The following is a 17,877-nucleotide window of genomic DNA, read 5'->3' as shown; positions in this document are numbered from 1 at the left end:
CATTACCGTATGGCCCCGGAATTGAAGTGTCAACCGTCACCTTTCGAGGGGCTCTACGTGGCCGCCAGCGGCTCGCTGTTCTCTTTCGCGATGGGGCTCTCGGCCGTCGCCGTCCCGCTGTTCGCGCTCGAGTCGGGGTTCAGCGGGGCCGAGGTCGGCGTGCTGGTGGCACTCTCCGCCTGCGCACAGCTCGGCATCCGCACCGTGATGGTCGCGCTGATGCGACGCTTTCCCGACAAGCACTTCGTCAGCGCCGCCGGGCTGCTGATGGCGGCCTCGTGCCTGGTGCTGCTGGCCTCGGCAGGATGGTGGGCCTTCGCGCTCTCACAGCTGGCGCAAGGGGCGGCGCGCGGCTTCGTCTGGACCGCGGCGCAGACGCATGCCGTGCGTACGAGCCCCTCATCGGTCACCGCTCTCGCCCGGGTCAACCTGAGCTCGGGGGTCGGGCAGATCGTGGGCCCGTTCCTCGCCGGGCCGATCATCGAGCACCTCTCGGTCTCCTGGGCCCTGGCGGCGGGGGCACTCCCGGCCGCGCTGGTGGTTGTGCCGGCCTCCCTGCTGATGCGGCTCGAGCCGCTGCGTCCGGACCGGAGCAAGGGCGCGAAGCGTGGGCAGCGGCGCGGCGCGGGCGTCGGGCTGGCGAGCTGGGCGGGCGCCGCCGCCGGCGCCTGGCGCGCGATGATGAACTCGTTCGTGCCGATCGTGCTCGCCGGAGCCGGGCAGAGCGCCTCCGCCATCGGCATGGTTGCGGCGGTGGCCAACACCACCAACATCGCCGGCGGCGCGGCCGCCGGCAGGATTCACGCCAGTCGCCTGACCTCGTTCCTCGTGGCAGGTATCGCGGTCACCGGCATCGGGTTCGCGGGTTTCGCGGCGCTCGCGGGTCATCTCGTGGCCGCCGCGGTCCTGCTCGCGGTGTCGGGCGCAGGCGCCGGGTTGCTGCAGACGGTCGGCCCGGCACTGGCAAGCGAGACGGTCCGGCCCGAGGAGCGGGGCGAAGCCCTGGCCACTGCCGGCACCTACCGAGCAGCAGCGCTGCTGGCCGCACCGTTGGTGGTCTCGGGACTGGTCACGGTCGTGGCGGCGCCGGTCGCACTGCTCGTGCTGGGCGTGGCGATGACCGCCCCGGCGGCGTTGGCCGTCCGGTCTCGGCGCGATCGACTAGGATCGCAGCACGGCTAGAGGAGTGGTGTGAGCGCAGACATGGACGTGCCCGAGGGCAACGGCTCGATCGTGTTCCAACCGGTTGCCAACGTACGCATCTCTGCGACGATCGTGGACCAGATCCGGGCGCGCATCCGCGCGGGCGAGCTTCCCGTCGGATCCAGGCTTCCCTCGGAGCGGGCGCTGTGCGACCAGTTCCAGGTCAGCCGACGTACGGTCCGCGAGGCCTTTCGCATGCTGGAGGCGACCGGGCACATCGTCATCAAGCTCGGCAAGGAGGGCGGCGCCTTCGTCTCCGCCCCGTCGGTCTCTCTGGTGGGTGAGGGACTCACCGACCTGATCTCGACAGCGGCACTCAGCTCCGCCGAGGTGACCGAGGTCCGCACGATCATGGAGCTCGGTTTCCTGCCGCTGATCGTCGATCGCGCGACCGAGGACGACATCGCACGGCTGCGAGCGATGTGCGACGAGCACGAGGCGGCGCGGGAGGACGGCACCTACACCGTGGCGATGTCGCTGGAGTTCCACCGGGCGCTGGCTTCGTGTGCCCACAACTCGGCGACGACGCTGCTGCTCGATGCGATGCGCGACTCGATCTTGAAGTCGCTGGTCGAGGCGCACCACCGGGGCACCTCCGGGGTCGCCGAGCACCGTCGGGTCGTCGATGCCGTCGCCGCTCGCGATCTCGACACCGCCGTCGCGGAGCTGAGCAGGCACCTCGACCGCACCGTTCAGGCCACGACCGACAACTGACCGCTGTCGCCTCGGCCACGCCGAGCTGACCACATCGCGCCTGCGCCGATGCGCAGGCGCCGTTTTGCGCGCCCGCGATCAGGCACGCACGCCTGGCAAGACTGTCAGACCAACGAGTTGCCGCATTGCTGCACCGCTGTGTAGATTGCCATTTCAGAAAAGATTTCTGTATAGCGGGATGGTGTTGTGCACATTACTTTTGTAGGACTCGGCCGAATGGGCGCCGCGCTGGCATCCGCGCTGGTGGACGCCGACATCCAGGTCGCCGGGTTCGATATCTCGCCGGAAGCGCAGGAGAGGGCCGAGCAGCAGGGCATCCGAGTGCTGGAGGAGTTCGCAGACGTCGCACACAACAGCGACGTGGTGCTCACGTCTCTGCCGACGGTGAGCGCGGCGCGCAAGGTCGTCTTCGACCTCGGTGCACAGCTGCCCGACGGAGCCCTCGTCATCGAGACTTCGACCTGCTCCCCCGCCTTCGCCCGGGACGCTGCTGCGCGGCTCGCCGAGCGAGGCGTACGGTTCGTCGACTGCCCGGTCAGCGGCAAGCCACCCCACACTTCCATGCTCGTCGGCGGCGACAAGGGCGTCTTCGGCGACGCCGCGCCCCTGGTGGGGCAGCTCGCCGCCAACATCAGCTATCTCGGCACCGTCGGCGCCGGGTACGGCGTCAAGCTCCTGCAGCAGTACGTGAAGTACGCGCGGTTCCTGGTCGCCGCCGAGGCGCTGAGCTTCGCTGAGCACGAGGGCCTCGACATTCCTGAGACGGTCCGCGCTCTCTCCTCCAGCACCGGAGCACGACCGGGCCTGGCGACCGCCGAGGAGTACTTCCTCCGCGACCTCGACGCGATCGCTTCGCATGCTCCGGTGGCCACCATCGCCAAGGACATCGAGCTGACGCGCACCATGTTCCTCGACGCCGGCTTCGAGAGTCCCTCCTTCAGCGCTCTCGCCGAGTTCTTCCTGACCGTCGACGCCGGCGATCACACCGGCCGCCCCTATCCCGAGGCGATCGACCTCCTCGCCGACTTCCGATTCACGACAGAGAGCCATCGATGACCAGCACCGATCTGAGCCACGACCTTCGACACCAGATCGCCACCGGCTGCCGCATAGCGGGATTCCGCGGACTGTGCGAGGACATCCTCGGCCACATCAGCAGCCGACACGAGGACGGCCTGCTCATCCGTTGCCGCGGCCCCCAGGAGAGCGGCCTTCTCTTCACCGGGCTCGACGACATCCGCGCCACGGACTATGCCGGCAACCTGCTGGACCCGGACGATGCGTACGCGGTCCCCAACGAGATTCACATCCACACCGAGGTCCTCAAGGTCAGGGGCGACGTGGACGTCGTGCTGCACGCGCACCCGCCCGCCGTGGTCGCACTCGACCTCGCCGGCCTGGAGCTTGCGCCAGTCGTCGGGGCCTACAACATCCCCGCCGCGCGGATGGCACGCGATGGCATCCCGGTCTACCCCCGCAGCGTCCTCGTCAACACTCCCGACCTCGGGCGGGAGCTCGCAGACGCGCTGGGCGACAAGAGCAGCTGCGTGCTGCGCGGTCACGGCATCGTGACCACCGGCAAGAGCGTCCAGGAGGCCCTGAGCCGCGCCCTGAGCATCGACACGCTGGCTCGGATGATCCTCCGCGCAGCCAACGCCGGCAGCACCCCTCGACCGATGCCGGACGAGGATGTCGCACAGCTTCCGGACCTCGGTTCGGGGTTCAACGACCAGCTGATCTGGCGGTTCCACTCCACCAGTCTCGCCGCGGCGGGCTTCGCTCTCCCAGCGTGACCCCCGCCGCACGATCTCGTCGAGCGCATACGGCGCGGCACTGAAACCTCGGTGACCTCGGAGGCGCGGACCCGCATCGTCGCGCAGCACGTGCAGCTCTCTGGAGAGAAGAAGTCGCACTCACCACTTGCCCTTGTTCTTTCTTTCTAGCAGAATCACATTCTGACAGACAGAGGCCGTGGAGGAGTGCAGATGACAGATCAGACGGCGGTAATCGAGGCCGTGCGAGAGGGCATGATTCCCGCGCACGTGTACAACGACCGCGAGATCTTCGAGCTGGAGAGGGACCGAGTGTTCAACCGGTCCTGGATGTTCGTCGCCCATGAGTCCGAGATCCCCAACGTCGGCGACTACGTCGTGCGTCACGTCCTGGACGACTCGTTCATCGTCGCCCGTGACAACTCCGGCCAGGTGCGGGTCATGTTCAACATGTGCCTGCACCGTGGCATGCAGGTATGTCGCGCGGAGATGGGCAACGCGTCCAACTTCCGCTGCCCCTACCACGGTTGGAGCTACCGCAACGACGGTCGCGTCCTGGGCCTGCCCTTCCACCAGGAGGCGTACGGCGGCGAGGAAGGCTTCAAGAAGAACGGGCAGACCCTGCTCCCGGCGCCGTCGATGGACACGTACAACGGCCTGATCTTCATCAGTCTCGACCCGGACGCCGAACCGCTCGAGGACTTCCTGGGCGACTTCAGGTTCTACCTGGACTACTACACGAGGCAGAGCGGCGACGGCGTCGAGGTGCGCGGTCCTCAGCGGTGGCGGGTGAAGGCGAACTGGAAGATCGGCGCCGAGAACTTCGTCGGCGACATGTACCACACCCCGCAGACGCACACGTCCGTCGTCGAGATCGGTCTCTTCCGCGAGCCGAAGGCAGAGAAGCGCAAGGACGGCAACACCTACTGGGCCACGTCAGGCGGCGGCACCACCTACAAGCTTCCGCCGGGCACCCTCGAGGAGCGGCTGGCATACGTGGGCTACCCCGAGGAGATGATCGAGAGGATGAAGGAGGTCTGGTCGCCCGATCAGCTCGACGTCATCGGCCGCGACGGCTTCATGATCTCCGCGGCCTCGATCTTCCCCAACCTCTCTCTTGTCCACAACTGGCCCAAGGTCGAGGACAGTGACTCCGACGAGGTGCTCCCCTTCATCTCGCTTCGCCAGTGGCAGCCGATCTCGGAGAACGAGACCGAGGTGCTGTCCTGGTTCCTCGTCGACAAGAACGCCCCCGAGGACTTCAAGGCCCTCTCCTACAAGGCCTACCTGATGTGCTTCGGGTCCAGCGGGATGTTCGAGCAGGACGACGTGGAGAACTGGGTCTCGCTGACCAACACCGCGGGCGGCTCGATGGCCCGCCGCCTCCACCTCAACTCCCGGATGGGCATCAAGATGGACGGCTCGAACGTCGTCCCGGCGCTCACCAAGGAGGAGTTCGCCGGCCCGGGCACGGCGTATCTCGGCTATGGCGAATATGGACAGCGCAACCTGCTCAACAAGTGGGCCGACTACCTCGAGCGCGAGCCGGAGAAGGTCGGCGGCATCAGCCTGGGCGGCGTCATCCGCGGCGAGCAGGGCCACCACAGGAGCAGCGAGGAGCAGACGCGATGACGACCCACTACCCCATCGACGCGAGCCGTTCACAGCTCGGCGGGCACGCCTCGAAGACCACGAAGGTCGGCGGCTCGCTGCCCTTCGACGACCCACGCCACCTCTCGGCCCACCGCTGGATCGTGGACGAGACCTACGTCCTCGACGAGCAGCGTTATCAGGACTGGCTGGCCCTCCTCGCCGACGACATCCACTACTACATGCCGGTCAAGGTGACCACCGCCCTCGGTGCGGGCTACGACACCGCGCCCGGGATGGCGCACTTCGACGAGAACAAGTACTCCCTCTCCCGTCGCGTCGCTCGTTTCGAGACCGAGCACGCCTGGACCGAGGACCCGCCCTCGCGCTTGCGCCATTTCGTGACCAACGTACGAACGTTCGCGACGGACCAGGCCGACGAGATCGTCGTCGAGTCGGCGACCCTGCTCTTCCGCAGCCGCGGCGACGTCAACGAGCCGGCGATCGTCTCGGCCGGGCGCCGCGACCTGCTCCGGGCGAACGGCGACAGCTGGCTGCTCGCCCGCCGCCACCTGGCCGTCGACGAGTCGGTGCTGCGTACGCAGAACCTGGCCATCTTCCTGTGAGGCCGTGATGACACCCAAGCGACCCCACCTGGAGTGGGAGGGCGAGTCCGCGGACCGGGCCGCTGCGATCTCCGCTGCCGAGCGGCGTGCGGAGTTCCTCGACCTGGCCGTCGGCGAGCCCATCGTGATCGCCAACGAGTTCTCCGAGATCCGGGTTCTGCGCGTCAACACTCGCAACGGCGTCCGGCTCTTCATCGACTCCCCGAAGTCGGGCCAGTGGATCACTCTCGACCCGCTCGAGCTGGAGGCTCTGACCTGGCAGAACGACGCCACCTTGGCGGCCATGGTCGGCAATGTCGCGGCGCCGTTGATTCCGGACGACCCCGACGGCCTCGAGGAGGAGGGCGAATGAGCCAGTGGCTGGAGGGCCGCCGTGCCCTGATCGTCGGCGCCGGTTCCGGCATCGGCCGTGCCGTGGTCGACGCCTTCATCGGCGAGGGCGCCCGGGTTGCGGTGCTCGAGCTGTCCCAGGAGAAGTGTGACGCGATCACCGAGGCCCACCCGGACATGCCGGTCATCGCCGGCGACGCCACCACGTACGCCTCGAACCAGGAGGCCGTGGCTGCCACGGTGGACGCCTTCGGCGGCCTCGACATCCTGGTCAACTGTGTCGGGATCTTCGACTTCTACCAGGGGATCGACCAGATCGACGCGGACGTGCTGGACTCCGCCTTCGACGAGATGTTCAGCATCAACGTGAAGTCGCATCTGATGTCGGTCAAGGCGGCGCTGCCCGCGCTGGAAACGGCCGGCCGCGATCACGGAGAGGCCTCGGTCGTCCTGACCGAGTCGACCTCGGCCTACTATCCAGGTCGCGGCGGGATCCTCTACGTCCCCTCGAAGTTCGCGGTCAGAGGTGCCGTCACCTCGCTGGCCCACGAGCTGGCAGGCAGGAAGATCCGCGTCAACGGCGTCGCCCCCGGCGGAACCCTCAACACCGACCTGCGCGGTCTGAACAGCCTCGGGCTCAACGACAAACGCCTGGACGACACCCCGGGCCGGGAGAAGGAGCTCGCCGGCAGGGTTCCGCTGGGCGTCGCGCTCAGCGGGGAGGACCACGCCTGGAGCTACGTCTTCCTCGCATCCGGGCGTGCCCGCGGCATCACCGGGGACGTGGTCCACCCCGACGGCGGCATCGCCGTGAAGCGGTGACCGAACACAGCTCAGCACGAGATTCGAAGGAGCAAACCGATGGCCAGGCTCACTGCCGACTTCGCCGCCTGCCAGGGCTACGCCAACTGCGTCGTGGCCGCCGACGACGTCTACGACATCGACGATGACGGGATCGTGGTCCTCCTGACGGAGACGATCGACGAGTCCGACCGTCCCCGGGTGGAGGAAGCCGCCCGCAGCTGCCCGGTCAACGCACTCCAGGTCGCCGACGAATGAACGTCCCCAGGACCCTGATCGTGGGAGCCTCGGTCGGTGGCGTACGCGTCGCGCAGGCGCTCCGATCGGAGGGCTACGACGGTCAGATCGTGCTCATCGACGCCGAGAGCGAGCTCCCCTACGACAAGCCGCCGCTCTCCAAGGGACTGCTGCTGGGCACCACCGACTGGGAGAAGATCCGCCTGCTCACCGAGGAGAAGGCCGCAGAGCTCGTTGTCGACCTGCGGCTCGGGGTCGCAGCCAGCGGGCTGGACGCCGTGGCGAGGCAGGTCACTCTCGCCGACGGATCCACCGAGGCGTACGACACGCTCGTCGTCGCCACCGGCGTGGCTGCCAACCGGGGGCCTTGGGGCGGCCTGCACGGGAATGGCGTGCACGTGGTGCGCACCCTTGCCGACGCATCGGGCCTGCGGAAGGAGCTGATCGCAGGCGGTCCGGTCGTGGTGATCGGCAGCGGTTTCATCGGAGCCGAAGTGGCCGCGAGCGCACGGTCCCTCGGCCTGGAGACCCACCTGATCGACCCCGTACCGACGCCCATGAGCCGTTCCTTCGAGCCGGACGTCGGCGCGATCTTCGCCGAGCTGCACCAGGACCGTGGCGTCATCACCCACTTCGGCGTCGGTGTCGAGGACGTCTCGCGCGCTCGCGGCGGCCTCGACGTACGTCTCAGCGACGGCTCCGTCCTGGCTGCCGCCGTGGTGGTCGTCGGGATCGGGGCGCACCCCGTCACCGACTGGCTACGGGGCTCCGGCGTCACGCTCGACAACGGCATCGTCTGCGACGAGCATCTGCGCGCCCAGAGCCCCGGTGAGCCGGGCAGCATCTACGTCGTGGGCGACGTGTGCCGCTGGAGAGATGCAGAGACCGGCGGCCTCGTCCGCGCCGAGCACTGGACCAATGCCGTCGACCAGGCGTCCTGCGCGGCGCACAACATCGTGCACCCCGACGAGCTGCACGCCTATCGGGCGATCGAGTACGTCTGGACCGATCAGTACGACTGGAAGATCCAGGTCGTCGGCGCTCACCATGGCGCTGCCTTCAGCAGGACCATCGGGAATCCCGAGGGCGGCCGCTTCGTGGTTCTCTACGCGACCGAGGATGGCGCACTGAAGGGAGCCGCCGTGGCCAACTGGCCCAAGGCCCTGGTCACAGCTCGCAAGGCGATGGCTGCCGGCCACTCACTGGTCGAGGTCGCCGACAAGCTGGCTGTGGGCCCGTCGCCGGTTCGTACAGACGGCGAATCCGCACTCGGATCAGGCGACGGGTCGAGGAGGTGACGGCATAGGGTGCTCTAGTGACCGCGACCTCTGAGGGTTTCCCGCTCGCACCCGAGCACACCGCCTCGCCGCAGTATCCGATCGAGTCGGTCGACAACGCGCTGCGCCTGCTCTGGCTGCTCAGCGAGCGCCGTTCGCTGCGCCTCACCGAGGCGAGCCAGTATCTCGGCGTGGCGTCCTCGACCGCGCACCGGCTGTTGGCGATGCTGCAGTACCGCGGCTTCGTCCGGCAGAACCCGAGCAGCAAGGCGTACGAGTCCGGCCCCTCGCTGGACCGGATCGCGTTCGCGCTGCTCCGGCGCCTCGACATCCGCGATCTCGCTCGGCCGGTGCTGGAGAAGCTCAACGAGACGACCGGAGAGACCGTGCACCTCGGCACCCTCGAGGGATCGACCGTGCGGTACCTCGACTCGCTGGAGAGCCCGCGGGCCGTGCGGGTCGCCTCCCGTTCGGGCGGGGCGATGCCGGCGCACTGCACGTCGACCGGCAAGGCGATGATCGCCACCCTCGACGAGGCTCACGTGAGCAGCCTCTACCCCGACGAGGCGCTGCCGCAACAGACACCGAATTCGGTCGCAACCCGCACCGCCCTGCTGAGCGAGCTTGCCGACGTGCGCGCCCGCGGTTACGCGATCGGTGACGAGGAGAGCGAGGAGGGCGTCTGGTCGGTCGCGGTCGCGGTCGCCGGCGCTCCGATGCCGACCGCCATCAACATCTCGGTGCCGATCAGCCGAATGAATGCCAAGCGCCGCAAGGAGCTGGCCGCACTCGCCAAGAGCGCCGCCGCTGACCTGGAGGCCGAGCTCAGCTGACCGCCGACGCCGACGCCGAGGACCCTGCCCACGCCCGTGGGCAGGGTCTTTTCACGTAGCAGGCAGGCGCTACCCGAACCGGCAAAGTCTCGACAGGAACTCTTGACCTGTGATCGTGCTCACTGTAGAACAGAATTGAATTCTTCAGAGAGGAAATCTTTTATGGGTTCGATGACCGCGGCGCGGCCCCCACGAGCACACCGCCTGACGCCATGGGTAGTGGCCGCCGCGCTGGCACTCTCCGGGTGCTCCGCGACGGCAGCCGTAGATGACGGCGTGTACCGGATCGGCCTCATCACCAGCCAGACCGGACCCGGCAGTCAGCTGGGCGTGGGCGAGCTGCGCGGTGCCGAGCTGGCCGTCGAGCAGATCAACGCCGACGGCGGCGTCAATGGTGCGACGCTGGAACTGATCACGGCCGACGACCAGAGCAACCCGTCACAGGCCGTACTCCAGGCTCGCAAGATGCTGGGCCGCGTCGACGCCTTCGTGGGCCCTTCGACATCGGGTCCGTGCAAGGCGATCGCTCCGCTGGCCGAGAGCGCCAAGGTGATCGACTACTGCCTGTCCCCCGGCCTCAAGCCCGAGCCCGGCGGGTGGCAGTGGTCGGCCAGCGTCGCGACCCACGACCTGACGAACCGGCTGGTCGACTACTGGAAGAGCGAAGGCATCACCCGGGTCGGCCTGCTGACGCAGACCGACTCCTCCGGCGCCGAGGGCGCGGAGTCCACCAAGGCCGCGATCGACGAGATCGACGGCATGGCGCTCGCCGGGGAGGCGACCTTCAGCCCCGACGCCGTGTCGGTGACCGCGCAGCTGCAACAGATCGCCAAGCACAAGCCGCAAGCACTGGTCGTCTGGGCCACCGGCGCCGGCGCGGGCGTCGCGTTCAAGGGAATGGGCCAGGTCGGCCTGGACATCCCCGTCGCCACCACGGACGGCAACCTCACCTACGCCTTCGTCGACCGGGTCAAGCACTTCCTCCCCGACCCCCTCCTGATCCCCGCGACCCGCGACTTCTGGGACCCCGCGGAGTACCCGAACGACGAGGTGCGAGAGCTCGAGGCGAACTACCACGACGCCTACGTCTCCACGCACGGCGAGCAGCCCGACTTCGGTCCGGGCGTCGCCTACGACGGCGTCTACCTCGTCGCGGAGGCGCTCGAGCGCGCCGGAGGCGACTCCGCCGAGGCACGGACCGAGCTGGAGAGGATCAAAGACTTCGACGGTGTCGTGGGGACGTACAACTTCTCCGTCGACGATCACCGCGGCCTGACCGAGAAGGACGTCGCCATCGTGCAGGCGACCGAGGACGGGTTCGAGTTCATCGGAGGAGTCGAATGAGCGACTATCTGCAATCGGTCCTCGGAGGCCTCGCCGACGGATGCGTGTACGCACTGATCGCGCTCGGCATGTCCGTGATCTACTCCATCAGCCGCATCATCAGCCTGGCGCAGGGCGGCTTCGTCGTTCTGGCCGCGCTCACCGCGGTCTCGCTGCAGAGCGCGTTCGGGATCAGCCCGTTGGCCACGCTGCCGATCGTGATCGTCATCTTCTCGGTCGGCATGGTCGGCCTCGCCCGGATCGTCATCCAGCCCGCCGCCAAGCGGGCCACACCTGAGCGACTCCTGCTCGTGACCGTCGGCGTGCTCCAGGCGGTGGGCGGTCTGCTGCTCATCGGTTGGGGCAACTTGCCCTACACGATGCCTGCCTTCACAGGTGACACCCCGCTCGAGGTGGCCGGGCTGAGCCTGCCGACGCAGTACTTCTGGCTCTTCGGTGGACTGATCGTCTCGATCCTCGGGCTCTGGCTGTTGTTCACCAAGACCGAGATCGGCCTGGCGATGCGTGCGACCGCCTCCAACCCAGGCGCGGCCGCGCTGCAGGGCATCCGAGTCGAGCGAATGCGCCTGATCGCGTTCGGCCTCGCGGGTGCTATGGCCGCCGTGGCCGGCACCACCATCGTCCCGATCACCTTCCTGCAGTTCACCACCGTCACCCCGTACGCCGTTGCCGGCTTCATCGCCGCCGTCGTCGGTGGCCTGGGGAGCAACCTGGGCGCGGTGACCGGCGGCCTGCTGCTCGGCCTGCTCCAAGGAGTCTTCGGGCGCTACTGGAACGCCGACCTGGCTCAGCTGACCGCGATCGCCCTGCTCGTCGCCCTGCTCGTGGTTCGCCCACAGGGAATCTTCGGAACTCCAGAAAGGGTGCGTCGATGAGTGCCACGCAGATTGCTCCTGCGCGCGACAGCGCGCTGTCCGGACGTACGGGCCAGATCGCTCTGGCGGTCGTCGGCATCGCGGTGGCGCTCGCGCTCCCGTATCTGGTCCCGACCCAGATGAGCCTGCTCGTCACCGTCGGCATCTTCTACCTGGCCTGCATCGGTCTCACCCCGCTGATCGGACAGGCCGGCCAGGTCTCGCTCGGCCAGACCATGTTCATGGCGATCGGCGCCTACGGCGCTGGGCTGCTCACCCTGAAGTGGCAGTGGCCGACCGCGGTCGCCGCGATCGTTCTCGCGCTCTTGTGCGGCGGCATGGCGCTGCTCTTCGGCGCCGCCTTCCTCCGGCTGCGCGGCTACTACTTCGCGCTGGCCACGCTCGGTCTGGCGGTTGCCATCGCCTCGCTGAGCACGGCCTGGATCGCGGTCACCGGTGGCCCGTCCGGCATGGTCGACATCCCGAGCCTCAACCTGTTCGGCTATGAGGTGTTCTCCGATCAGGCGAACTTCTACCTGCTGGTCGTGCTCGGCGGGCTGGCGGCCTGGATCACCACCAACCTGCGAAAGTCGCAGACGGGCCGGGCCCTTGCCGCGGTGGGCCACGACTCAATCGCCGCCGGGATGCTCGGTATCAACGGCTCCCGCTACAAGGCGACCGCCTTCGCGATCTCGGCCGTCACCGCCTCGTTGGCCGGCAGCCTGTATGCGTTCTACCTGCGGTTCTTCTCCCCCGAGATCATCACCGTCACGGTCGCCTTCAGCATCGTGATCATGGTGGCGATCGGCGGCTCGCGCAGCGCGTTCGGGCCGCTGATCGGCGCGCTGGTGATCCAGGGCGTGCCACAGATGGGCCAGACCTTCGCCGTCTGGGTGCCGTTGTTCGCCGGAGTCGTCCTGATCGTGGTGATGACCTACTTCCCGGCCGGTCTGTGGGGCGCGATCAGTGATGTCGCCGGCGCGCTCCGGAGCACTGCCCCGTCCCCTTCGAAGGAGCAGAGATGAGCGCACTGTTGACCGTACGCGGACTGAGCCGCAGCTTCGGCGGGCTCGCCGCCGTGCAGAACGTCGACCTGGAGGTGAAGGAGGGGACGATCCGTGCGGTGATCGGGCCGAACGGTGCCGGCAAGACGACCCTGCTCGACCTGGTCACCGGATTCACCAAGCCGGACGAGGGCAGCGTCGACTTCGACGACCACCAGCTGGTCGGCCGCTCACCCCGGGATCTACCGGCGCTGGGCCTGATGCGCACCTTCCAGTCGGCCCGGTTGGTGCCGACACTGACCGTCCGCCAGAACATCATGCTCGGGGCGTACCGCTTCACCAGGGCACGCTTCCTCTCGGACGCCCTGCGCCTGCCGCGAACCCGTAGGGAGGAGCGTGAGCTGCAAGCCCGTGCCGACGAGCTGATCGCCTTCCTGGACCTCACCCGCTTCTCGGGAAGCCTGGCGACCGACCTTCCGGCCGGTGCGCAGCGGCTGGTCGAGGTGGCCCGTGGTCTGGCCGCCGCACCGAAGCTGCTGCTTCTCGACGAACCCGCCGCGGGCCTCGACGACAGCGAGACCCGAGAGCTGGCTGACGTGCTGCACGCGGTCCGGGAGGGCGGGGTCTCCATGGTGCTGATCGAGCACAACATGTCTCTCGTCCTGGCGATCAGCGATCAGGTGACCGTGATGGACGCCGGAAAGGTGATCGCGGACGACGTCCCGAGGGTCGTCCGCGAGGACGACGTCGTCCGCAAGGCCTACCTAGGAGTCGCCTCATGATCGAGCTGAAGAACCTCTCCGCCCGCTACGGCCGGGTCGGCGTCCTGCGGGAGGTGAATCTGCAGGTCGAGCCCGGCGAGGTCGTCGCCCTGCTGGGCGCCAACGGTGCGGGCAAGTCCACCTTGCTGCACAGCATCGTCGGCGTGCACCGGGGTGTCACCGGACAGGTGACTCTGGACGGAGATGACGTCACCGGCCTCGACGCCTCCGAACGTACGCGGCGCGGGATCTCGCTGGTGCCTGCCGGGCGTCAGATCTTCGCGGAACTGACCGTGGAGCAGAACCTGCAGGTCGGCTTGCACGGGACCCGCCTCGATGCCGGTGAGCAGGCGAAGCGCTTCGATCAGGTGCTCGCGCTCTTCCCGATCCTGCGTGACTTCGCCTCCCGGCCGGCCGGGCTGCTCTCGGGTGGTCAGCAGCAGATGCTGGCGATCGCGCGAGCACTGGTCCGGCAGCCGGCCTACCTCCTCCTCGACGAGCCGTCGATGGGGCTGGCCCCGCAGATCGTCGAACAGATCCTCGGTGTGCTCTCGACATTGACCGAAACCGGCGTGGGCGTGCTGCTCGCCGAGCAGAACGCCGGAGCGGCCCTGGGCGTCTCACAGCGCGGGGTCATCGTCGAGAACGGCATCGTGGTCCGGAGCGACACCGCAGCGGTGCTGCTCAACGATCCTGAGGTCAGCAACCACTATCTCGGCGTCGAGCAGGAGGCCGTCGAGGTCGCCGACCGCGCGGTGCTCCCGACAAGGATCTTCGACCCGATCAGCTGATCGCACCTGGAGATGATGAGAGCCGCTGACCCTGGCATCGTGCCTGGTCAGCGGCTCTTTCTTGCTCCCCCGGTTGGACTCGAACCAACAACCCTCCGGTTAACAGCCGAATGCTCTGCCAATTGAGCTACAGGGGAATTGCACCTTGCGGCGCGGGTGAAACCTTAGCAACCCGGAAGCGGCGATCGGAAATCGGCAGGCCGTCACTCGGCGACCAGGTTGCGCAGGCCGCGGCGGTGCTGTTCGAGGGCGGCTAGCTGGGCGAAAAGACGGTGGTAGCCCTCGGGGTCGGCGGTCGCGTCGGAGCGCTGCAGACGGCTCTTCACCTCGGCGATGCGGCGCTGGTCGAGGAGCTCGAGGAGGCGTACGACATATTGCAGGACGTACGCCGTGTCCGGCTCCTTCGCGGAGGGAATCGGCTCCACGGCGAGCTCGGCGAGGATGCGGCTGACGAGCGGGTCGGAGGCGGCGGCGCCGAGCTTCTGGGCCCAGTGGGCGTCGCCGGTGCCGGCGCCGGGGCCACCGAGGCCGGCGATGATCTCCCACAGCGCCCGGTAGAGCGGATGGGTGAAGGCCTCGGGGGTGATCTCGCCGGTGGTGCGGCCCAGGGCGACGGGGTGCTGCACGAAGAGCTTCAGGGTCTCGCGCTCGACCGTGAAGCGCGGCTCGCGCGGGTGCGGCATGGGTGGCCGCTGCGGAGCGGCGGGGGCCTCGGGAGAGGCGACGGCCTCGCGCCGGGACGGGGCGGCCGACGGCGCCGGACGACCGGCGGCGCGGCGTACCTCTCGGGCGGCCTCGTCGGGATCGACACCGAGGAACCGCGCCAGGTCGCGGGTGAAGCCCATCTTCTTGGACTCGTCGCGCACGGAGGCGACCAGCGGGGCCGCCTCCCGGAGGGCGTCGATCCGCCCGTCGGCACGGTCCAGGTCGTATTTCGAGGCGACGTTGCGCAGCACGAACTCGTAGAGCGGGACGCGGTTCGCGAGCAGCTCGCGGACCGCCTCGTCGCCCTTCTTGATCCGCAGGTCGTTGGGGTCGAGACCGTCGGGCTCGACGGCGACGTAGGTCTGGGAGGTGAAGTTGCCGTCGCCCTTGAACGCCTTCAGCGCGGCGGCCTGACCGGCGGCGTCGCCGTCGAAGGTGAACACGACCGCGCCGCGCAGCTGCTGGTCGTCGGAGATGAACCGGCGCAGCACCTTGGCGTGGTCGTCACCGAACGCGGTTCCGCAGGTCGCCACCGCGGTGGTGATCCCGGCGAGGTGGCAGGCCATCACGTCGGTGTAGCCCTCCACGATCACCGCCTCGCGGGTGCGGGCCATCTCCTTGCGGGCCAGGTCGATGCCGTAGAGGACGTGCGACTTCTTGTAGATCGGCGTCTCGGAGGTGTTGAGGTATTTCGCCTCGATGCGGTCGTCGTCGAAGAGCCGGCGTGCACCGAACCCGATGACGTCGCCCCCCGACTCCCGGATCGGCCACATCAGCCGCCCGCGGAACCGGTCGTAGTGGGACCGGCCGTGCGCCACCAGCCCGGCGGTGACGACCTCCTCGTCCGAGAACCCGCGCGCACGCAGGTGGCGGTAGAGGTCCTCTCCCCCGCGCGGTGAGAACCCGACCCCGAAGTGCAGCGCCGCGTCACGGTCGAAGCCCTTCTCGGCCAAGAACTGGCGCGCGACCACGGCGTCGGGGGTCAACAGCTGCTCGGCGTAGAACTCGGCGGCGACCTTGTGGGCCTCGACCAGCTTGCCGCGACCGGGACCGCGCCGGACCGGCGCCTCGTCGCCCTCCTCGCGCTGGACCTGCACGCCGACCTTGTCGCCGAGCCGCTCGACCGCCTCGAAGAAGCTCAGTCCCTCGAGCTTCATCACGAAGTCGATGACGTCGCCGCCCTCTTGGCAGCCGAAGCACTTGAAGAAGCCCCGCGACGGGTTCACGTTGAAGGAGGGCGACTTCTCGTCATGGAAGGGGCACAGGCCCTTGTAGGTCCCTGGACCCGCGCGGCGCAGCGTGACGTACTGGGAGACGATGTCGTCCAGACGCGCCTTCTCGCGCACCTCTTGGATGCTCGTCTCCTTGATGCGGCCCGCCACAACGCCTGATCCTACGTGGCGGCGGATCGGGCTGAGATGCTTGACCTGATGTCCACCACCACAACGACCCGACCGCGAGCCCGCCGGGCCACCTTCTGGCTCGGCCTCGCGATGGTCGCGGTCGGTGTGGGGCTCCTCGGTTACGCCGCCTGGGAGCTCTACGGCACCACGATCCTCAGCAAGCAACGACAGCAGGAAGCGACCTCGACGATCGAGAAGGCGTGGGACTCGGGCCGCACCGAGGCGACGACCGAGTTCGGCTCGGCCGAGGCCGTGATCGAGATCCCCCGCTTCGGCAAGGACTACCGGATCCCGGTCCTCGAGGGCACCTCGGACCGGGCGCTGGGGGCCGGTTTCGGCCACTTCTCCGGCACCGCCGGCCCCGGCGAGGTCGGCAACTTCGCGCTCGCCGGCCACCGGATCACCCATGGCGAGCCGCTGCGCGATCTCCCCGAGCTCCGCGAGGGCGACAAGATCCGCGTCCTGACCAGGGAGAAGACGTACGTCTACGCCCTCACCAGCGACGGCGACGACCTGGTCGTGCCGTTCACGTCCGTCTGGGTCACCGACCCGCTTCCCGACAACCCCGACCGCGGTGGCGTGGAGCCCGAGCAGGTCGAGGGCCAGGCGCTGATCACCCTCACCACCTGCTCGGAGCTCTTCCACACCGACAACAGGATGATCGCCTTCGGAAAGCTGGTCTCCGAAGAGCCAACCTCTTAGAGCAGGAGCGTACGCCGAGGCCCGAGGTCCGCGCGGCGGTCGGCCCACATCCGCTGGTCGTCGCGGACCCGCGCGACCTCGGCCGGGTCGATGGTGGCGACGACCATGCCCGGGGTGGCGTCGTCGAGTCGTTCGACCGGACGGCCGAGCGGGTCGTAGACCGCCGAGCCGCCGATGAAGCCCAGCGGGCCGCCGACGAGACCGGCGAAGGCGACGTACATCGAGTTGTCCAACGCCCGGGCGGCATAGTGCAGGTCGCGCCGGTGGCCACCGCCCGGGAAGTAGGCACCGGTGTTGAGGTAGAGGATCGCGCCGTCGGCGGCGGCCGCCGCGGCGTGCTCGGGGAAGTTGGCGTCGTAGCAGACCGACAGCGCCACCCGGACGCCGTCGATCTCGATCGTCGTGCCGTGCTCACCCGGCTCGAAACGCTCGACCTCCGGCGGGAACAGGTGCTGCTTGGCGTACGCCGCGACCGGCTCCTCCCCCGGCGCGATGACCAGGCTGGTGATCCCCCGGCGTCCGGCGTGGGCGAGGGGCGAGTTCAGCACGAGGACCGCGCCGGTCTCGTCCACCGCGGCCCGCACCGGGGCGAGCCAGGCGGTGTCGTCGAGCGAGGGCAGCGGACCGCCGTCGAAGGTGTCGAGGTCCCACGAGGTCGTGAACGTCTCCGGCAGCGCGACCAGGCGCGCGCCCTTCGCCGCCGCCTCATGGACCCGAGCCGCGGCGGTCGCGACGTTGGCGGTCACGTCGCCGGGCACCGCCTTCTCCTGGACTACTGCTATCTGAAGCACACCTGTGGCCCCTCCGTTGTCGGGGGTGTGGGGGGGGGGGGGGGGGGCCGGGGGGGGGGGGGGTGGGGGGGGGGGGGGGGGGGGCGACCCCAGAGAGCCCACCCAGAGTGTGAGAGCGAAAACAGGTGGACGCGGGCGC

General features: G+C 68.8%; 19 protein-coding genes and 1 tRNA gene. 17 read left to right on the top strand and 3 right to left on the bottom strand.

The features are described from left to right. Positions 1-9: 9 nt before the first annotated feature. From ACZ6WN_RS23480 to ACZ6WN_RS23405, 16 genes are all read left to right on the top strand, one after another. Positions 10-1,182: an MFS transporter gene (locus ACZ6WN_RS23480; protein WP_465868054.1), complete on the top strand. Its 1,173-nt coding sequence runs from the start codon at positions 10-12 to the stop codon at positions 1,180-1,182. A gap of 9 nt (positions 1,183-1,191) precedes the next feature. Further along, on the top strand, positions 1,192-1,917 hold the full coding sequence (locus ACZ6WN_RS23475; protein WP_465868052.1) for a FadR/GntR family transcriptional regulator: 726 nt from the start codon (positions 1,192-1,194) through the stop codon (positions 1,915-1,917). A 186-nt stretch (positions 1,918-2,103) separates the two neighbouring features. After that, positions 2,104-2,973: an NAD(P)-dependent oxidoreductase gene (locus ACZ6WN_RS23470; protein WP_465868051.1), complete on the top strand. Its 870-nt coding sequence runs from the start codon at positions 2,104-2,106 to the stop codon at positions 2,971-2,973. Beyond that, complete coding sequence (gene phtC, locus ACZ6WN_RS23465) at positions 2,970-3,710, top strand: 3,4-dihydroxyphthalate decarboxylase (RefSeq protein ID WP_465868050.1); 741 nt, start codon at positions 2,970-2,972, stop codon at positions 3,708-3,710. Before ACZ6WN_RS23470 ends, phtC begins: the two co-directional genes overlap by 4 nt. 192 nt (positions 3,711-3,902) lie before the next feature. Then, positions 3,903-5,321 carry a Rieske 2Fe-2S domain-containing protein gene (locus ACZ6WN_RS23460; RefSeq protein ID WP_465868049.1) on the top strand — a complete coding sequence of 473 codons (1,419 nt, stop codon included), beginning with the start codon at positions 3,903-3,905 and terminating at the stop codon, positions 5,319-5,321. Further along, the gene (locus tag ACZ6WN_RS23455) at positions 5,318-5,905 is read left to right on the top strand and encodes a 3-phenylpropionate/cinnamic acid dioxygenase subunit beta (RefSeq protein WP_465868047.1); all 588 of its coding nucleotides are present in this window, start codon (positions 5,318-5,320) and stop codon (positions 5,903-5,905) included. The genes ACZ6WN_RS23460 and ACZ6WN_RS23455 overlap by 4 nt, the downstream gene beginning before the upstream one ends. A 7-nt stretch (positions 5,906-5,912) precedes the next feature. Then, the gene (locus ACZ6WN_RS23450) at positions 5,913-6,257 is read left to right on the top strand and encodes a hypothetical protein (protein WP_465868046.1); all 345 of its coding nucleotides are present in this window, start codon (positions 5,913-5,915) and stop codon (positions 6,255-6,257) included. Continuing rightward, positions 6,254-7,057: a 3-(cis-5,6-dihydroxycyclohexa-1,3-dien-1-yl)propanoate dehydrogenase gene (gene hcaB / locus ACZ6WN_RS23445; protein WP_465868044.1), complete on the top strand. Its 804-nt coding sequence runs from the start codon at positions 6,254-6,256 to the stop codon at positions 7,055-7,057. Before ACZ6WN_RS23450 ends, hcaB begins: the two co-directional genes overlap by 4 nt. Before the next feature lie 39 nt (positions 7,058-7,096). Then, positions 7,097-7,294: a ferredoxin gene (locus ACZ6WN_RS23440; protein ID WP_357335710.1), complete on the top strand. Its 198-nt coding sequence runs from the start codon at positions 7,097-7,099 to the stop codon at positions 7,292-7,294. Beyond that, positions 7,291-8,571, top strand: coding sequence for an NAD(P)/FAD-dependent oxidoreductase (locus tag ACZ6WN_RS23435; protein ID WP_465868042.1), 1,281 nt, complete (start codon positions 7,291-7,293; stop codon positions 8,569-8,571). The genes ACZ6WN_RS23440 and ACZ6WN_RS23435 overlap by 4 nt, the downstream gene beginning before the upstream one ends. 17 nt (positions 8,572-8,588) lie before the next feature. Continuing rightward, a complete protein-coding gene (locus ACZ6WN_RS23430; RefSeq protein WP_465868041.1) occupies positions 8,589-9,383 on the top strand; it encodes an IclR family transcriptional regulator in 795 nt (264 codons plus the stop codon). A gap of 276 nt (positions 9,384-9,659) precedes the next feature. After that, complete coding sequence (locus ACZ6WN_RS23425; protein WP_465868040.1) at positions 9,660-10,727, top strand: ABC transporter substrate-binding protein; 1,068 nt, start codon at positions 9,660-9,662, stop codon at positions 10,725-10,727. Then, positions 10,724-11,602 carry a branched-chain amino acid ABC transporter permease gene (locus ACZ6WN_RS23420; protein ID WP_465868039.1) on the top strand — a complete coding sequence of 293 codons (879 nt, stop codon included), beginning with the start codon at positions 10,724-10,726 and terminating at the stop codon, positions 11,600-11,602. The genes ACZ6WN_RS23425 and ACZ6WN_RS23420 overlap by 4 nt, the downstream gene beginning before the upstream one ends. Further along, a complete protein-coding gene (locus ACZ6WN_RS23415) occupies positions 11,599-12,606 on the top strand; it encodes a branched-chain amino acid ABC transporter permease (protein ID WP_465868038.1) in 1,008 nt (335 codons plus the stop codon). Before ACZ6WN_RS23420 ends, ACZ6WN_RS23415 begins: the two co-directional genes overlap by 4 nt. Continuing rightward, on the top strand, positions 12,603-13,367 hold the full coding sequence (locus ACZ6WN_RS23410; protein ID WP_465868037.1) for an ABC transporter ATP-binding protein: 765 nt from the start codon (positions 12,603-12,605) through the stop codon (positions 13,365-13,367). The genes ACZ6WN_RS23415 and ACZ6WN_RS23410 overlap by 4 nt, the downstream gene beginning before the upstream one ends. Further along, a complete protein-coding gene (locus ACZ6WN_RS23405; RefSeq protein WP_465868036.1) occupies positions 13,364-14,137 on the top strand; it encodes an ABC transporter ATP-binding protein in 774 nt (257 codons plus the stop codon). The genes ACZ6WN_RS23410 and ACZ6WN_RS23405 overlap by 4 nt, the downstream gene beginning before the upstream one ends. 64 nt (positions 14,138-14,201) lie before the next feature. Here ACZ6WN_RS23405 and ACZ6WN_RS23400 read toward each other — a convergent pair. Both ACZ6WN_RS23400 and dnaG read right to left on the bottom strand, forming a co-directional pair. Beyond that, a tRNA-Asn gene (locus ACZ6WN_RS23400) sits at positions 14,202-14,274 on the bottom strand. Positions 14,275-14,340: 66 nt separating this feature from the next. Further along, positions 14,341-16,224, bottom strand: a complete 1,884-nt coding sequence (dnaG, locus tag ACZ6WN_RS23395; protein WP_465868035.1) for a DNA primase — start codon at positions 16,222-16,224, stop codon at positions 14,341-14,343. A gap of 48 nt (positions 16,225-16,272) precedes the next feature. Between dnaG and ACZ6WN_RS23390 the strand changes: the two genes are divergently transcribed. Beyond that, on the top strand, positions 16,273-16,947 hold the full coding sequence (locus ACZ6WN_RS23390) for a class E sortase (RefSeq protein ID WP_465868034.1): 675 nt from the start codon (positions 16,273-16,275) through the stop codon (positions 16,945-16,947). Here the strand turns inward: ACZ6WN_RS23390 and ACZ6WN_RS23385 are convergent. Beyond that, positions 16,944-17,738: a carbon-nitrogen hydrolase family protein gene (locus ACZ6WN_RS23385; protein ID WP_465868033.1), complete on the bottom strand. Its 795-nt coding sequence runs from the start codon at positions 17,736-17,738 to the stop codon at positions 16,944-16,946. The two genes, ACZ6WN_RS23390 and ACZ6WN_RS23385, sit on opposite strands and share 4 nt — an antisense overlap. Positions 17,739-17,877: the final 139 nt, after the last annotated feature.

It is taken from the genome of Nocardioides sp. NPDC054178 (assembly GCF_055585005.1).
Note: the sequence above shows the minus strand (reverse complement) of the source record. Positions and strands in the feature narration are given on the sequence as shown.

Excerpts from the sequence above, each read along its gene's own strand:
- ACZ6WN_RS23480 (WP_465868054.1), top strand. The coding sequence starts at position 10 with ATGGCCCCGGAATTGAAGTGTCAACCGTCACCTTTCGAGGGGCTCTAC.
- phtC (WP_465868050.1), top strand. The coding sequence starts at position 2,970 with ATGACCAGCACCGATCTGAGCCACGACCTTCGACACCAGATCGCCACC.
- ACZ6WN_RS23460 (WP_465868049.1), top strand. The coding sequence starts at position 3,903 with ATGACAGATCAGACGGCGGTAATCGAGGCCGTGCGAGAGGGCATGATT.
- ACZ6WN_RS23455 (WP_465868047.1), top strand. The coding sequence starts at position 5,318 with ATGACGACCCACTACCCCATCGACGCGAGCCGTTCACAGCTCGGCGGG.
- ACZ6WN_RS23450 (WP_465868046.1), top strand. The coding sequence starts at position 5,913 with ATGACACCCAAGCGACCCCACCTGGAGTGGGAGGGCGAGTCCGCGGAC.
- hcaB (WP_465868044.1), top strand. The coding sequence starts at position 6,254 with ATGAGCCAGTGGCTGGAGGGCCGCCGTGCCCTGATCGTCGGCGCCGGT.
- ACZ6WN_RS23440 (WP_357335710.1), top strand. The coding sequence starts at position 7,097 with ATGGCCAGGCTCACTGCCGACTTCGCCGCCTGCCAGGGCTACGCCAAC.
- ACZ6WN_RS23435 (WP_465868042.1), top strand. The coding sequence starts at position 7,291 with ATGAACGTCCCCAGGACCCTGATCGTGGGAGCCTCGGTCGGTGGCGTA.
- ACZ6WN_RS23420 (WP_465868039.1), top strand. The coding sequence starts at position 10,724 with ATGAGCGACTATCTGCAATCGGTCCTCGGAGGCCTCGCCGACGGATGC.
- ACZ6WN_RS23415 (WP_465868038.1), top strand. The coding sequence starts at position 11,599 with ATGAGTGCCACGCAGATTGCTCCTGCGCGCGACAGCGCGCTGTCCGGA.
- ACZ6WN_RS23410 (WP_465868037.1), top strand. The coding sequence starts at position 12,603 with ATGAGCGCACTGTTGACCGTACGCGGACTGAGCCGCAGCTTCGGCGGG.
- ACZ6WN_RS23405 (WP_465868036.1), top strand. The coding sequence starts at position 13,364 with ATGATCGAGCTGAAGAACCTCTCCGCCCGCTACGGCCGGGTCGGCGTC.
- ACZ6WN_RS23390 (WP_465868034.1), top strand. The coding sequence starts at position 16,273 with ATGTCCACCACCACAACGACCCGACCGCGAGCCCGCCGGGCCACCTTC.